General features: G+C 37.1%; 16 protein-coding genes. 4 read left to right on the forward strand and 12 right to left on the reverse strand.

Annotated features, from left to right (window positions below):
* Positions 1-92 precede the first annotated feature (92 nt).
* On the forward strand, positions 93-476 hold the full coding sequence (locus tag QDN89_RS02845; RefSeq protein WP_280768558.1) for a winged helix-turn-helix transcriptional regulator: 384 nt from the start codon (positions 93-95) through the stop codon (positions 474-476).
* A 54-nt stretch (positions 477-530) separates the two neighbouring features.
* On the opposite strand, the gene dapF is transcribed toward QDN89_RS02845, so the two are convergent.
* The 8 genes from dapF to QDN89_RS02885 form a co-directional block, all read right to left on the reverse strand.
* Complete coding sequence (gene dapF, locus QDN89_RS02850; protein ID WP_280768559.1) at positions 531-1,499, reverse strand: diaminopimelate epimerase; 969 nt, start codon at positions 1,497-1,499, stop codon at positions 531-533.
* Positions 1,500-1,834: 335 nt separating this feature from the next.
* Positions 1,835-2,005 (reverse strand): hypothetical protein, encoded by a 171-nt coding sequence (locus QDN89_RS02855; RefSeq protein WP_280768560.1) that lies wholly within the window; start codon positions 2,003-2,005, stop codon positions 1,835-1,837.
* 185 nt (positions 2,006-2,190) lie between these two features.
* The gene (locus QDN89_RS02860) at positions 2,191-3,105 is read right to left on the reverse strand and encodes a metal ABC transporter solute-binding protein, Zn/Mn family (protein ID WP_280768561.1); all 915 of its coding nucleotides are present in this window, start codon (positions 3,103-3,105) and stop codon (positions 2,191-2,193) included.
* A gap of 340 nt (positions 3,106-3,445) precedes the next feature.
* Complete coding sequence (locus tag QDN89_RS02865) at positions 3,446-4,357, reverse strand: metal ABC transporter solute-binding protein, Zn/Mn family (RefSeq protein ID WP_280768562.1); 912 nt, start codon at positions 4,355-4,357, stop codon at positions 3,446-3,448.
* 204 nt (positions 4,358-4,561) lie between these two features.
* Positions 4,562-5,290: a PRC-barrel domain-containing protein gene (locus tag QDN89_RS02870; RefSeq protein WP_280768563.1), complete on the reverse strand. Its 729-nt coding sequence runs from the start codon at positions 5,288-5,290 to the stop codon at positions 4,562-4,564.
* 65 nt (positions 5,291-5,355) lie between these two features.
* Entirely contained in the window at positions 5,356-6,171 is an 816-nt protein-coding gene (locus QDN89_RS02875) for a flagellin N-terminal helical domain-containing protein (protein ID WP_280768564.1), read from the reverse strand.
* 246 nt (positions 6,172-6,417) lie between these two features.
* Positions 6,418-8,112 carry a glycoside hydrolase family 13 protein gene (locus QDN89_RS02880; protein ID WP_280768565.1) on the reverse strand — a complete coding sequence of 565 codons (1,695 nt, stop codon included), beginning with the start codon at positions 8,110-8,112 and terminating at the stop codon, positions 6,418-6,420.
* 18 nt (positions 8,113-8,130) lie between these two features.
* A complete protein-coding gene (locus QDN89_RS02885; protein WP_280768566.1) occupies positions 8,131-9,162 on the reverse strand; it encodes a substrate-binding domain-containing protein in 1,032 nt (343 codons plus the stop codon).
* A 138-nt stretch (positions 9,163-9,300) separates the two neighbouring features.
* On the opposite strand from QDN89_RS02885, the gene QDN89_RS02890 reads away from it, so the two are divergent.
* Positions 9,301-11,289, forward strand: coding sequence for a S9 family peptidase (locus QDN89_RS02890; RefSeq protein ID WP_280768567.1), 1,989 nt, complete (start codon positions 9,301-9,303; stop codon positions 11,287-11,289).
* A 53-nt stretch (positions 11,290-11,342) separates the two neighbouring features.
* On the opposite strand, the gene QDN89_RS02895 is transcribed toward QDN89_RS02890, so the two are convergent.
* Entirely contained in the window at positions 11,343-11,585 is a 243-nt protein-coding gene (locus tag QDN89_RS02895) for an HPr family phosphocarrier protein (RefSeq protein ID WP_280768568.1), read from the reverse strand.
* A 161-nt stretch (positions 11,586-11,746) separates the two neighbouring features.
* On the opposite strand from QDN89_RS02895, the gene QDN89_RS02900 reads away from it, so the two are divergent.
* Positions 11,747-12,382, forward strand: coding sequence for an NUDIX hydrolase (locus tag QDN89_RS02900; protein ID WP_280768569.1), 636 nt, complete (start codon positions 11,747-11,749; stop codon positions 12,380-12,382).
* A gap of 73 nt (positions 12,383-12,455) precedes the next feature.
* Here QDN89_RS02900 and QDN89_RS02905 read toward each other — a convergent pair whose 3' ends face one another.
* Positions 12,456-12,695, reverse strand: coding sequence for a YrhC family protein (locus QDN89_RS02905; protein WP_280768570.1), 240 nt, complete (start codon positions 12,693-12,695; stop codon positions 12,456-12,458).
* Positions 12,696-12,811: 116 nt separating this feature from the next.
* Entirely contained in the window at positions 12,812-13,513 is a 702-nt protein-coding gene (gene mtnN, locus QDN89_RS02910) for a 5'-methylthioadenosine/S-adenosylhomocysteine nucleosidase (RefSeq protein ID WP_280768571.1), read from the reverse strand.
* A 133-nt stretch (positions 13,514-13,646) separates the two neighbouring features.
* Here mtnN and QDN89_RS02915 point away from each other — a divergent pair, with 133 nt between their 5' ends.
* A complete protein-coding gene (locus QDN89_RS02915) occupies positions 13,647-13,853 on the forward strand; it encodes a DUF2536 family protein (RefSeq protein WP_280768572.1) in 207 nt (68 codons plus the stop codon).
* Between the two features lie 56 nt (positions 13,854-13,909).
* Here QDN89_RS02915 and QDN89_RS02920 read toward each other — a convergent pair whose 3' ends face one another.
* Positions 13,910-14,650, reverse strand: coding sequence for a YrrS family protein (locus tag QDN89_RS02920; RefSeq protein ID WP_280768573.1), 741 nt, complete (start codon positions 14,648-14,650; stop codon positions 13,910-13,912).
* Positions 14,651-14,653: the final 3 nt, after the last annotated feature.

The raw sequence follows: 14,653 nt of genomic DNA on the forward strand, positions 1-14,653 counted from the left end.
TTGCCTCATCTATTACTGGGGTCATTACTAGTTTGTCACATTCTATCCATAGATGTAAGAAGTATATTTTAATATACCTAGGAGGAACACTTATGAAAATCAATCAAATCAAAGCAATTAAAGCAACTCTCAATATTGTTTGTGGAAAATGGAAAGCACCTATTTTATTGGTTCTAGTAGAGAAGGAATTACGATTCAGTGAAATAAAAAATAGTTTACCTAAAATCAATCATCAAACATTGATAAAGCAGTTAAAACAATTAGAAAAGGATGGGCTTATTTCTAGGACATCCTACCAAGAAGTTCCGCCGAGAGTAGAATATCGATTAACAGAGTATGGCGCTGAGTTAGAAGAACTGTTAAACGATATGATGACGTGGGGAGAAAAACATTTAGAAATGAACAATACCATTTTAGAAGAAGATGAAGTCATTTATGATCGACACGAATTAGATGGAGAAATGTCTCACCAATAAAAAAGCTTGCAATGGAGTTATCCTCCGTTGCAAGCTTTTTAGTCGTGCATGAGATTAAATCATTGTTTTAGCTGCAGTAGCCAATTTGTCATAAAGGGCTATTTCATCATCGAATATCGTTTGATCAAAAATTTCAGCAGATTCTGGGCTTGAGAAATCAAACTCAACAGATGCTTCGTATTCATAAGTTGCGTTCCCTCGGAGTCGAATGAAATATTGACCATGATCATCATTCTTTACGACACATTCCACCATTCCGCCAGGGTTTAAGACGAGGATTTTCTCATTAAACTGCGTTAAACCTAACATACAAGAAACAAGAGAAGATGCTGACATGGCTGTTCCACAAGCATTTGTTAATCCTACTCCACGTTCAAAAGTTTGCACAAAGATTCGACCTTCTCCTAAATTTTTAACGAAGCTCACATTTACGCCATTTGGTAAAATATCCGTTAACGAATTCGCTTGTTCTCCAACATCTTTCACTTCATCTGCTTTCACTTCATCCACAACTGTTACAATATGAGGATTAGGCACACTCAAAGCAGTAAACTTCAGATGAGAAGGAAGGCCTTTAATTAGCTGGTTAATGTGGTCCTTTTGCTCAGAAACAAGGGGAATGGTTTGTGTACTTAGCGAGACAGGTTCAATGGCCACTTCATAAGTAAGAATTCCTTCAAATAATTCTTCCACATGAGCCACTTCTAAATCAGCTTTCATTGTTTCGATATTCAATTTTTCTTTTCCTAAACGTTCTGCAACATATCTAGCGACACATCTTAATCCATTCCCGCACATCTCTGCCTCTGATCCATCAGTGTTAAACATACGCATTCTCGCATCAGCATGTTCACTCTTTTGAATAAATAATATCCCATCAGAGCCAATAATTTTATCTCTTCCTGCTAGCTCATTGGAAAGAACTACTCGTTCTTCTTCTGTGAAGTCGTATTGACCATCCATTTCATCAATAATAATAAAATCATTTCCAGAACCATGGCACTTTAAAATATCTATCTTCATGTTAACTTCTCTCCTTAAAAACATTATTCTCTTCATATCCCCTTATGATAATCGGTTTTGCTTATTAAGACAACGGTTGAGATCTTGACCTCAGATCCTCTTAGATGATGATAGATTTGAAATCGACTCTCTTTTAAAAAAAGCAGTCATGCACTGCACCGCTCCCCACCCGTTCATTATTTCATCCATTTCTACTTCATTAACTTCAATCCCATTATTTTATAACAATGATTTCGTATCTGGGCATCCAGTTAGCATGACGATATTCCCAGGCTCTAAAGTCACAAAAACAAAAAACAACTTTCAAAAAGAAAGTTGTTTTCCTTATATACCTATTAACAGCAGTCACTCTGATTACCAGTCATGACTAGACCACCGCCATCTGGGGTTTCTTGATACTCAAGCGCCATTCCACCAGTCTGTCCATGAATCACTTTGTCGAATGCAACTTGAATGCCGTTTACTTCTTCCACTACATCTTCATCTGTTGGCTCATCCAGAGCCAAACCTAGTTGAGGTCCGCCTCAACCCATACCTGCCATGAAGATTTTGATGTTTTTCGCACCATGTTCATTCATGATTTCTTGAATATACCCTTTTGCTTTGTCTGTAATATTCATATTTTCACCTCTATTTATTTTCAAATCAAGGCTATTTTATCAATAAAACAAAGCAAATTCAACGAGGTTGCTCATTCTAGACTTAATCCGTTGATAATTGTCTCAGCATTGTGACGAATCATCTTAAGGTACGTCTCCGCACCAGAGCCTTCTTGCCCAATGGCGTCTGTATACACTTCTCCAGCAATTTCAACTCCAGCATTGTCTGAAACAGTATCCATATAACGCTGATCTACGGTAGATTCAACGAATACGGCTGGTATTTCCTCGTCTTTAATAACGTCAATTAACCGATTAATTTGACCCGTTGTTCCTTCTTCATGTGAATTAATTTCCCAAATACCTTCCGTATGAAATCCATAATCTGCTCCAAAATATTTAAACGCATTTTCACTGACAATAATTGTTCGATGTTCTTCAGGAACGTCATTTACATTATCTTCAATCCATTGATCTAACTCATCTACTTCTTCTAAAAATGCATCAGCATTAGCTCGGTACTCCTCTTCACCATCCGGGTCACGGGCAACTAAGTCTTCTACTAAGTGATCTACATAATAAGTAGCATTTTTTGGACTTAACCAAGCATGAGGATCCGTTCCATCTTCTCCTTCCAGAGGTATTTCCGTAATTCCCTCTGATAAAGTAACAACTTCTGTGTCAGAAGCATTATCCACAACTTTTTCTAACCACTCTTCTAGTCCCAATCCATTGACATAAAACACTTCAGAATCGCTGACATTACGGAAATCACTCGGTACAGGCTCATATTCATGAGGTTCTTCTCCAATAGGAACGATGTAATCTATCTCTCCTCGATCCCCCATTACTTCTCCAATAATATCTGCTAACACAGAAAAACTTGTCGTCACATATAAACCTTCTTCAACAGAAGTGTTGGATTGTTCTTGCTCATTACCATTGCCACAGCCAACTAAAACCCCACTAATAAACACGATTGAAAATAGCCATTTCCATTTGAACATTCGTTTTCATCTCTCCTTTAAAATAGTTATATAATTTTCAAATTTTATTTTCGAATTTAACATATGAACCGGTGTAAAAAGTGTGCACCAATCAAATGAAGTTGTTATTATGTTATTTTTTTAGCTATAACTATAAAAGTTGCACTAAGGAAACTTTATTGTTAATTTGTATTATACATAGTGGACTGAAGGATGTAAAGGATTATAATTTATCGATACATTTTAATATATAATATCGATAAACTTCCTAAGTTTTGAATTGACTTATATCTTGCTAAACGATAAGAAAAGCATTCCAACCTATGTTGGAATGCTTTGGTCTACTAACACTTATATGTTATTATTCCGTTGATAAACCGTCAATAAACGTTTCCGCATTGTGTCTGAGCATTTTAAGATAACTGTCTGCTCCTGACCCTTCTTCTCCTATGGCATCGGTATATACTTCACCTGAAATAGGCACATCTGTGTTTAAAGAAATTGTCTCCATATAGCGATGATCTACCGTTGTTTCAACAAACACTGCTGGTAATTCATTATCCTTAACCACATCAATCACACGGTTGATTTGTTGTGTTGTTCCTTCATCATGAGAATTCAGTTCCCAAATCCCTTCCGTTTGTAGACCATAATCTTCTCCAAAATACTTATAAGCATTCTCACTCACAACAATGATTCGATGATGCTCTTCTATTTTTTTAACTTCTTCTGAAATCCATTCATCTATTTCGTTTAGTTGCTCTATATATTCTTCTGCTCTCTGTTGATATTCTTCTTTGCCCTCAGGATCTCGTGAAATAAGATCCTCTAAAATATTTTCAATATAAATGATTCCACTCCTAGGGCTCAACCATCCGTGCGGATCTTCTCCGTCTTCCCCAACTAATTGTATAGGATCGACTCCATGTGATAGTTCTACAATAGGTGTATCGGAAGCATTTGAAACTACTCTTTCCAACCACTCCTCCAAGCCCATCCCATTAACATAAAATACATCAGCATCACTGACATTCTGGAAATTGCTTGGTCTTGGTTCATATTCTTCAGGTCCTTGACCAATCGGCACGATATATTCGACGGTTCCTCTATCGCCTAAAATTTGATCGGTCATGTCTGCTAATATCGAAAAACTAGTCTTTACGTACAACCCTTCATTTTCGTTTCCCTGTCCTCCTTCAGCTTCACAACCTATCATTAAAAGAATTGAAAAAATGAAACTCAAGAATAAAAAATCTATACGTACGTTTCTCATTAAATCACAACCTTTGTATGTTTTTGTGCATGCATTACTTTTTTTCTTAGACGAATAAAAGTTTCCCTAAGGAAACTTTTATGTTATTTCAAATTATACTGTTCCTGTGATTATGTGTAAAGATGACTTCACTATATGTCATTTTTTAGACACAAAAAACCTCCACTAACTTCGTAGCTAGTAGAGGTCTTTCTAAAGAAGCATTTATTTACGAAAGTGAAGCCATAATTGCCCTTCTCTTTCATCTGTTAAGTCTAATTCTGTTCGATACTCAGGTGCACTCTCAATTTGATCCCGAGTGACGTTAATTCTTATCCTTGCTGCCGCCCACTCGATCTGTTCAATCCATTGTGGAGAGATCAACACTTTTTTTCCACCTGGAAGGTATTTATTCGTATCTACAACGAAATATTTTATGCGAAATGACGATTCATCAAGGAGCATATCATCGATTTTTCCAAAAGACCCATCTTGGACTGCTAGTTCATAATTCGTCACATGTTTTGCTTGATGTACATGTGTTTCTTCCTCTTCTAGATCTGATTCCAAGATTTGAACTTCTTGTTGCGCCATATCTCTCGCTGTATTTGCCGTTCCCCAAGCACCACTCCCAATCCAATAAGGATTCATCCTGTAATATAAGCTAAAATCTTTCTCATACTTTCTTGTCACAGGTTCATCTCCTGGATCTGGCGCCTTTTGTGCATCGTCTTTTGAAATACCGAGTCGGATCACTTCGTCCGTGTGGTTCATTTTATCAATGGAAGCAGGTGAAACAAATAATTTTTCCGATAAAAATGTTGCTCCAGTTTTAACAACAAGGTAGCGAACGATCCACATTTCTTCATCAAAATAAACATCTGTTACTTTACCGATCTCACCATCGTTTCCAAATACCGTATAAGACGACAACCAATTATAATGTAATAGCATAGAACCAACCTTTCTTAAAAGTGGGTATAAATGTCTTTTCCCACGATAAGAAAAATAAAAACCTCTTAGCGGTTATTGTTAAGAAGAGTGAGCATCATCGATTGTTGCTGATTCGCATGCATGAGCATCGTCATCGATACTTGCTGAAGCAACTGATGCTTGATGAACCCCATCATCTCTGTTGCAATGTCTGCATCACGAATTCTTGATTCAGAAGCTGTTAATTGAACGTCATAGTTAGTTAAGTGATTATACGTATGCTCTAACCGATTCTCATAAGCCCCAAGTTTGGAACGAGCGGATGACGTCAATTGAATCGCTTTATCTACCATATTAAGCGCCTCATTGGCCCCTTCTCTAGTAGAAAGATCGATCGCATCCATTTCTAAATTGGTGATGCTAGTGTTCGGAAGTTCAATCGTCATATACTGACCTGCGTTGGCGCCGGTTTGTAACCGTATTTCACCACCTTGATGAAGTTTTTTTGTATTAAATTCAGTACTGATTGCTATCGCATCTATCTCTTTTAATAATTGTTCCACCTCTTTCTGTATTGCTTGTCTATCTTCTAGCGTATTCGTATCATTAGCTGCCTGAACACTAAGTTCTCTTACCCTCTGTAAGATAGCTTGTTGCTCATTTAATCCACCTTCTGCTGTTCTTAGTAAAGATACACCATCTAGCACATTTCTTTGGGCTTGCTGAATACCACGAATTTGTGCACGCATCCTCTCAGAAATCGCCAGACCAGCAGCATCATCTGCAGCTCGATTAATTCTTTTACCCGAAGATAACCTCTCCATATGCTTCATCGTTAGATTTTGATGAATTCCCATATGTCTTAACGTAAATCGCTGCATCATTCCGATATTTCTCAGCATCCCTCTTCTTCCTCTCTCCGTTCATCTCTTCTTTATATCGGCAAAACAAAGATAATATCTGAGAGTTTGTAAAAATATTTTTACAGCTCATCGAATTTATTTATTCTAATCATTTTCTTGTCAAAGTGTTCATGCCTACATAACATAATATTAGGCTCTGTCCCTTTCGAATGAATCACGAAAACTTATTGATATGTAAAAGAACTCAGGCATTAACCTGAGTTCCTCCAAACAAAACAAACTTTTCTACTTTTTCACGTGATATACGCGAACCTCGTAAGGTTTTAATAAAAACTCATTTGACTGAACCTCGTCACGATCTACCTTATAATTAGAAATGAACAGCGATCGGTCTCCTTCTCTAAATTCAGCAGGAATTTCCACGCGAGGTTTTCCATCATAGAAATTGCAATAAACGAGCAACGTTTCGTCAGCTAATTCTCGTTTATAAGCAAATACATCTTCATCATCTTCCATCAATACATCAAAGCTACCATATACAACAACGTCATGATTATGTCGAAGGTTGATCAAGTTTTGATAATAGTAAAAAATGGACTCACTATCTTCTAAAGCTTGTTTCGCATTAATTTCTCGGTAATTTGGATTTACTTTAATCCAAGGGGTACCTGTTGTAAATCCTGCATGATCGGAATCATCCCACTGCACAGGTGTTCTTGCATTGTCACGACCTTTAATATGAATTTTTTTCAATAACTCTTCGTTTGATAATCCCTCTTCACGCTTCTCATTGTACATATTCAGCGTCTCGATATCTTTATATTCGTCAATCGATTCAAAAGCGACATTTGTCATTCCTAATTCTTCACCTTGATAAATATATGGCGTTCCTCTCATCATATGCAGGAGGGTAGCTAACATTTTTGCCGACTCTTCACGATATTTCCCATCATGACCAAATCTAGAAACCATGCGAGGTTGGTCATGGTTATTCATGTATAAACTGTTCCACCCTTGTTTTTCCAATGCCTTCTGCCACTTAACTAAGTTCTCACGAAGATCAGCAAGATTTAATGGTCGAAGATCCCATTTACCTCCAGGACCGGAGTCAAGATCCACATGTTCAAATTGGAATACCATATTCACTTCTTCGTTTTCTTCCTTCGTGTAATCGACAGCTTCCTTCGGTCCAACCCCAGGCATTTCTCCTACTGTCATGACATCGTAATCTTTAATGGCTTCTACGTACATCTCATGAAGAAACTCATGAATTCGTGGGCCATTCATGAAATGCTCCCCACCATTCACGTATTTTTTACCTTCAGGATTATCCGCATCCGGCAACCCAGGAGTTTTCGAAATAAAGTTAATGACGTCCATACGAAAACCATCAACTCCTTTATCTAACCACCAGCGCATCATATCATAAACTTCCTGACGGACAGTTGGATTTTCCCAATTCAAGTCAGGCTGTTTTTTAGAAAAAATATGCAAGTAATATTCTTCTGTTGTTTCATCATATTCCCACGTTGATCCACTGAAAGCTGATTCCCAGTTGTTAGGCTCTGAACCATCTTCTTTACCTGGGCGCCAAATGTAATAATCTCGATATGGATTATCCTTTGATTTTCGTGATTCAACAAACCACTTATGCTCATCGGAAGAATGGTTTACAACGAGATCCATAATGATTTTAAGACCTCTTTTATGCGCTTCTGCTAATAATTGATCCCAATCTTTCATCGTTCCAAACTCATCCATAATATTTTGATAGTCGCTAATATCATAGCCATTATCATCATTTGGTGATTTATAAACAGGAGACAACCAAATGACATCCACACCTAATTTTTTTAAATAATCAAGTTTTTCAATAATGCCCTGAAGATCACCAATTCCATCCCCATTGCTATCATTGAAACTTCTCGGATAAATTTGATAAACGACACTTTCTTTCCACCATTGTTTTGACTGTTGCATGTTTTCTACCTCCTAAATTTAACGAGAAAAAACACCTTTTGTATTTTCTCGAATGACTACCGATTTCCTTTCGACTACTTCATGTTCCATATCAATATTTCGTACAGGAGTTTTCGTATTTTCACGGATTGACAATAGCAATGATACCGCTCGTTTTCCCATTTCATCAATTGGTTGAGAAACCGTCGTTAAGGGTGGAACGGCCATTTCTGCTGCCATTGTATTATCATAGCCAAGAACACAAAAATCATCTGGAACACTTAATCCTTGTTCATAAGCTTCAGATAATACGCCTACTGCCATTTCATCACTAGTGGCAAAAACAGCAGTAAAAACTTCCTTCGATGCAAGTAATTGACGAAACCCTTCTTTCCCAGATGGAAAACGAAAATCCCCATAATAGACTAGCTTTTCATTTACACGTAACTCATGGTCACACATCGCTTTTCGAAAACCATCATTTCGGGTTTTTCCAGCGATCAAGTCGTCCAAGTCACCCCCAATAAAAGCAATATCTTCATGCCCCATTTTTATTAAATAACTTGTCCCATCATATGCTGCATTATAATCATCTACTTTTACATAAGGAAATGGGTGGGTTAACGATTGTGTAGATACAAAAACAACTGGAGATGCCATATCTTCTAGCAATTGACCTTGTGCCTCTGAAAGCTGGTCGCTTGCATAAATCATTCCATCCACTTGTTTTTCTTTCAATACTTGTATATCTTGGATGACTCTTTCTTCCTTTGAGTCCGTATGGCAAACAAATAAACTATAGTTTTCCTGTCTAGCTGCCGTTTCCATTCCTTGTAACAACTTCGATGCGAACAGTCCAGATAGTTTTGGAAGTAAGACACCAATCGTTCTCGTTTCCCTTCCAACTAAACCGCGGGCAATCGCGTTTGGGGAGTATCCTAGATCTTCAATACTTTTCAACACTAGCTGTTTCGTTTTTTCACCGTATCCTGTTTGCCCATTAACAATCCTTGATACAGTGGCAATCGATACTCCTGCGTGTTTAGCTACATCTTTAATTGTTATACCCACGATAAAATCTCCTTTAACGTAAACGTTTACTCATTTGAATTTAACATAAGAGGGAAACGTTTTCAAACAGAAACTTATTTCGGTTCTCGAATTTTTTTGGTAGAATTGAAAGAAGATTCTGATTGGAGGAAATGAACTATGACAAAACAAGCGCTTTCTGTAGAAGATCTTAGAAATATTCACGTGCTGAATGACCCTCAGTTAACTCCTGATGGAGACACATTTGCATTTGTTCGCCAATTTATTTCTGAGGACGATGAGTACATATCTCATTTGTTTCTTCAAAAAACAAATGAAGACATTGCTACACAATGGACTTTCGGAGACGGAAAAGTCATGTCTCCCCGCTTTTCACCAGACGGCAAGTGGATTGCATTTACTTCCGTTCGCGGAACCAAAACTCCTCAACTATACTTACTTTCTTTATCTGGCGGCGAAGCGAAACAAGTAACAAATTTACCAAACGGGGTAAGTCAACCTTTGTGGTCTCCTGATTCATCAAAAATTTTGTTTGCCACTTCTTTTGAAAAAGGAGACCTTCCTGAAGAAGAAAAAGAAGACGAACCAGCCAAGGATGAAAAATCTAAACCTTTAGTCGTTGAAAGATTGAAATATAAATCTGACGCTGCTGGTTATTTAGATAAAAAAAATAAACAACTAGCACTTTACCATCTTTCTAGTGCAAAGATTGACTTTTTAACGAATGATGAGTTTGATCATGAACCTTCTGGATGGTCTCCTACTAGCACATCTATCACTTATTTTTCTAACAAAGAAGGAGACGAACACTTAATTTCAGATATTTATTTATTTCATTTGGAATCAAGAAAACATCAACGATTAACCGATGGGCAAGGTATGTTCACACATGGGACTTTCTCTCCTGACGGACAAACACTCGCTTGTTTCGGTCATGAAAAAGAATATGCCGGAGCAACTCACGGGAAAGTATGGTTAATTGACTTAATGTCACGAAGGAAAAAGTGCCTTACAAACGATTGGGATGTGAACGTAGGCGATTCTATGATAGGGGATATTCGCTCTGGTGGTTCTAACCCTGGACCTGTTTGGTCAAAAGAAGGTAACGCAATTTTTATTTTAGCAAGTCAATGGGGAAATACAGACCTTTTTCAGATTTCAACTACGGGTGATATTGATCCAGTTACATCAGGGAATCACCACGTGTTTGGGTTTAGCCTAGACGAAAGCAATGACTCTGTTTTGTTAGGAATTAGTTCTCCCGTTGATCCTGGTGAACTTTATATGTATTCTTTTGACAACAACCATTCTCCTGAAAAAAAGACATCAATGAACGAACATTTTATAAAAAATACTTCCTTACAATACCCTGAAGAAATTCGTTTTAAAGGAAAAGATGGTTGGTCTCTTCAAGGTTGGCTTTTGAAACCTAATGGCTATGAAGAAGGAAAGACGTATCCTGGAGTGCTTGAAATCCATGGAGGTCCTCATGCAATGTATGGAAATACATTTTTCCATGAGCTTCAGCTATTAGCAGCAAAAGGATATGCTGTATTCTACTCAAATCCAAGAGGAAGCCATGGCTACGGTCAAACGTTTGTGAATGCATGTCGCGGTGATTATGGTGGCATGGATTATCAAGATATCCTCTCCTTTACGGATGCGATAGTTGAAACTTACCCATGGATAGATAAACAACGTTTAGGTGTCACAGGAGGCAGCTATGGAGGTTTCATGACAAACTGGATCGTTGGTCATACGAATCGTTTTAAAGCTGCCGCAACGCTTCGATGTATCTCTAATTGGACTAGTTTTTACGGGGTTAGTGACATTGGCTATTTCTTTACAGAGTGGGAGGTAGGTACAGATGTACTCAAAGATCCAGACAAACTTTGGGACCACTCCCCTTTGAAGTACGTCAATCAAATAGAAACACCTTTATTAATTATGCACGGTGAAAAAGACTTCCGCTGCCCTATTGAACAAGCAGAACAATTATTCGTAGCATTGAAACACCGTGGCAAAGAACCGAGGTTCGTCAGGTTCCCTGAAGCGAATCATGAACTTTCACGCAGTGGCCCACCACACCTTCGTTTTGCTAGACTAGAAGAATTAACAAATTGGTTTGAAAAGCACTTGTCATACTAAGTAATAAAAAGAGTCTGACCATCCTAGATAGGATTAGTCAGACTCTTTTTTACTTATTTTTTAAATAATCCAGCTTCAACAATCTCATTAATAAATCCTTCGTCTACTTCTCCCTCGAAGTCAAATTCTACGACTTGATCAGGTTGCAAGGAAAGAGCTAATAGACCGAGTAAACTTTTGGCATCAATAACCCAATGGTCTTTTTTGATAAGTATTTTACCTGGATACTTACTAGCACTATTAACAAGAATACTTGCAGATTCTGCGAAAATTGGTTTCTTTACTGTAAGATTCATCTAAACACCTCCGACCGATTTATTTCATCATTATACCTAATATTAACTTTTTAGCCAAGTGTGTTTATTAACTACAATTACTGAAAAGACCTTTTAACCGAATTTTTTTTAAATGTTTGATATGATAGGATTAACAGATTAGCTAAGGGGATGACCGGAAAATGCAAAACATACCTGAATCAACAAAAAAATACTTTCAACAAAAAAAAGCAACCATTTTAGATTATAATTCCTATAAACAATTTGCAATATTTGTTCCATTAATCATGAAAGATGGAGAGTTGCAAATTATTTTTCAAATTCGATCAAACCATGTTAGGCAACCTGGTGAAATATGCTTTCCGGGGGGAAAAGTTGAAAAAACGGACCATTCCACTTCTTCAGCTGCAGTGCGAGAATTGAGTGAAGAATTAGGGGTTCCAGAAAAGGACGTGCAGTTGTTAGGGGAATTAGATTATCTCGTGACACCTTTTCATTTCATGTTATTTCCATTTATCGGTGTCCTCCCTAGTCATACTCAGTTTCAGCTAAATAAAGGAGAAGTGGAAGATATCTTTTTTGTACCTGTCTCCACATTAATGGATATGACTCCGAAAGTTCATCATATCCACCTTGAAATGGAGCCCGAAAAAAACTTCCCTTATCATTTAATTCCAAATGGGGAAGATTATAATTGGCGTTCTGGGATCGTTAATGAAGAATTTTATGAGTACAATGGGCACGTCATTTGGGGGCTGACTGCTAGAATCCTAACTCACGCTCTAACTGAGTTACAAGGTACTTTGAAAGAGAGATAGGACATATTTTCGTAGAATCAAACCCACATCCATTTTGTTGGATGTGGGTTTCGACTTTTATATTAAAAATGAATCACTCATTTTCCTGATTTAAGAGTTTTGTGGTTCTTTTTGAAATGAGATGCATTATCACAGAAAGAACTAGTAGAATTCCAGTAGCTATAAGAAGCATCAATTGGCTATTTACTTGTGCTGATTGATTCGGTAGGACAACACCTATCATTAGAAAACCGGAAAGTGCTAATAATATAAATGCAAATCGTCGATAATCAACAACTTTATTTTTTAACTTTAGTTCTTCTTTTTCTGTCATTGAAATCCCTCCATATCTACCCTGATCAATGAAACTATCAATCAGTATAACATGGAGACACTCCCTTTTTGACTAGCAATATTTTCCCTAATATCTTTAATTAACATCTCGTTTCATTATCGTTGTTTACGAAACTCTTCTAACATTAACATGACCATTTTAGCTGAATGAACCGAAGCTGTTTCCAAAAATTGATCGTAAGAAACTTTCGCATCTTTTCCAGCAATGTCTGATAACGAACGAATAATCACAAAGGGCGTCTGAAATTGATGACAAACTTGCGCTATTGCCCCTGCTTCCATTTCAGAACAGAAAGGATTATTAAATTTTTTGCGAACAACTACTACTCTCTCATGATCACTCATAAATGAGTCCCCAGAAATGATAAGCCCTTTGACAGCGTTAACCCCTACTTCCACTGCGCATTCTTCAGCCAGTTTCACGAGGGAGTCTGACGGCTCATAAAAAGCTGGCATTCGAGGAACTTGTCCAAATTCATATCCAAATACCGTTGCGTCTACATCGTTATAGCGAACTTCTGTGGAGATAACAATATCACCTACTGCCAGTTCTTGATGAAAGCCACCTGCTGAACCTGTATTAATAATGAAATCTGGGTAATAGAGTTGATTCATTAAAGTTGTACTGATCGCAGCATTTACTTTTCCTATACCAGATTTGGATAAAATCACTTCAACACCATTTAAACGTCCAAGAAAAAACTCACAACCAGCAATAATTGTTTCTTCTGAAAGAGTCATTTCAGATTTTAATAATTCTACTTCTTCTTCCATTGCTCCAATGATACCTATTCGCATACAAACACCTTCCTTTTCAATCTTTCGCCCTTCCTATCATAGCGAAAATGTGATGAGGGGACAAGCCTGTGTTTTTGAACGTTGTCTAGTATAATTATTTCTTGTAAAATAAATGAGAAATGGAGTGATCGATATGATAATTCAACCGGATAAACTAAAAGACAAAGTCGAAATGTTTGAAGCTTCAAGTTTACAAGAACTTGAGCATCGAATTTCTAAAAAAATTGACGATAACCAAGCTATTTTACTAGAAGTTCATCATGTATCTCACCAACTGACTATAGACCCTAATACGAGTAAACGATTCTATACTGCTACGGTACATTTTAAGCAAAAGTAAAGAAAAGGTCAGAAGATAAACTCTTCTGACCTTTTAACTAAAACATAATCTAACCATTAATGACTTACATATGGATTAGAAGATTGCTTTTCAACAGTTATTGGCTTCCAGCCTTCGTTTTCAACCCATGACAAGACGACTTTATAAGGTTCAAACCGATCTTCATGCTTGCTAACAGTTCCTATTACTGTGTTATTTCCGCCATTTCTAACTTGCCATACTGTCATTTCTGCATCACTTAACCCTGTTGCATAAGAAAGGGCCTGATCCATTTCTTCTCTGTTCACTGTGCCTTCTCCGTAATCATGGGAAAAATTCTCTCCTTGTACCGTTCCAATTGGAGCCCATTCTCCATCTTCGGGTTCGGATAACTCTTGGTTCTCCTCTTCGTTTTCATTATTCTCATTATTATTATTCTCTTCATTATCGTTTTCTTCATTATTGTTTTCTTCATTTTCTTCATTTTCTTCATTGTTATTATTCGTTTCACTTACATTTGATTCTGATGACTCATTTTCTTCATTATTTGAGGAACTGTTGGCATTGCTGTCTATCGAAATATCGCCTGATTCATTTTCTTCATTAGATTCTACATCCAAATTATTATTATCGGAATTATTTTCTTCTACATTATTAGAAATCGCCGATTCATCTGAGTCTCCTCCAAAAATAAGAGAACCTCCAATAAATACGATTAACAGAGCTACAATTCCTATTGAAATATTTAAAAATGTGTTCATTTTTTTCTTTTTTCTCATATCTGTTCGCTGAGGGGGGTAATTCCCATATTGACTCATGGC

Origin of the sequence: Salipaludibacillus daqingensis (genome assembly GCF_029891575.1) — a bacterium.
Classification (GTDB): Bacteria; Bacillota; Bacilli; order Bacillales; family Salisediminibacteriaceae; genus Salipaludibacillus; species Salipaludibacillus daqingensis.

Bases quoted from the DNA above. Each gene is read 5' to 3' on its own strand.
- QDN89_RS02865 (WP_280768562.1), bottom strand. From the start codon at position 4,357: ATGAGAAACGTACGTATAGATTTTTTATTCTTGAGTTTCATTTTTTCA.
- QDN89_RS02895 (WP_280768568.1), bottom strand. From the start codon at position 11,585: ATGAATCTTACAGTAAAGAAACCAATTTTCGCAGAATCTGCAAGTATT.
- QDN89_RS02915 (WP_280768572.1), top strand. From the start codon at position 13,647: ATGATAATTCAACCGGATAAACTAAAAGACAAAGTCGAAATGTTTGAA.
- QDN89_RS02870 (WP_280768563.1), bottom strand. From the start codon at position 5,290: ATGCTATTACATTATAATTGGTTGTCGTCTTATACGGTATTTGGAAAC.
- QDN89_RS02880 (WP_280768565.1), bottom strand. From the start codon at position 8,112: ATGCAACAGTCAAAACAATGGTGGAAAGAAAGTGTCGTTTATCAAATT.
- QDN89_RS02900 (WP_280768569.1), top strand. From the start codon at position 11,747: ATGCAAAACATACCTGAATCAACAAAAAAATACTTTCAACAAAAAAAA.
- QDN89_RS02920 (WP_280768573.1), bottom strand. From the start codon at position 14,650: ATGAGTCAATATGGGAATTACCCCCCTCAGCGAACAGATATGAGAAAA.
- QDN89_RS02890 (WP_280768567.1), top strand. From the start codon at position 9,301: ATGACAAAACAAGCGCTTTCTGTAGAAGATCTTAGAAATATTCACGTG.
- QDN89_RS02875 (WP_280768564.1), bottom strand. From the start codon at position 6,171: ATGCTGAGAAATATCGGAATGATGCAGCGATTTACGTTAAGACATATG.
- QDN89_RS02905 (WP_280768570.1), bottom strand. From the start codon at position 12,695: ATGACAGAAAAAGAAGAACTAAAGTTAAAAAATAAAGTTGTTGATTAT.
- QDN89_RS02845 (WP_280768558.1), top strand. From the start codon at position 93: ATGAAAATCAATCAAATCAAAGCAATTAAAGCAACTCTCAATATTGTT.
- dapF (WP_280768559.1), bottom strand. From the start codon at position 1,499: ATGAAGATAGATATTTTAAAGTGCCATGGTTCTGGAAATGATTTTATT.
- mtnN (WP_280768571.1), bottom strand. From the start codon at position 13,513: ATGCGAATAGGTATCATTGGAGCAATGGAAGAAGAAGTAGAATTATTA.
- QDN89_RS02860 (WP_280768561.1), bottom strand. From the start codon at position 3,105: ATGTTCAAATGGAAATGGCTATTTTCAATCGTGTTTATTAGTGGGGTT.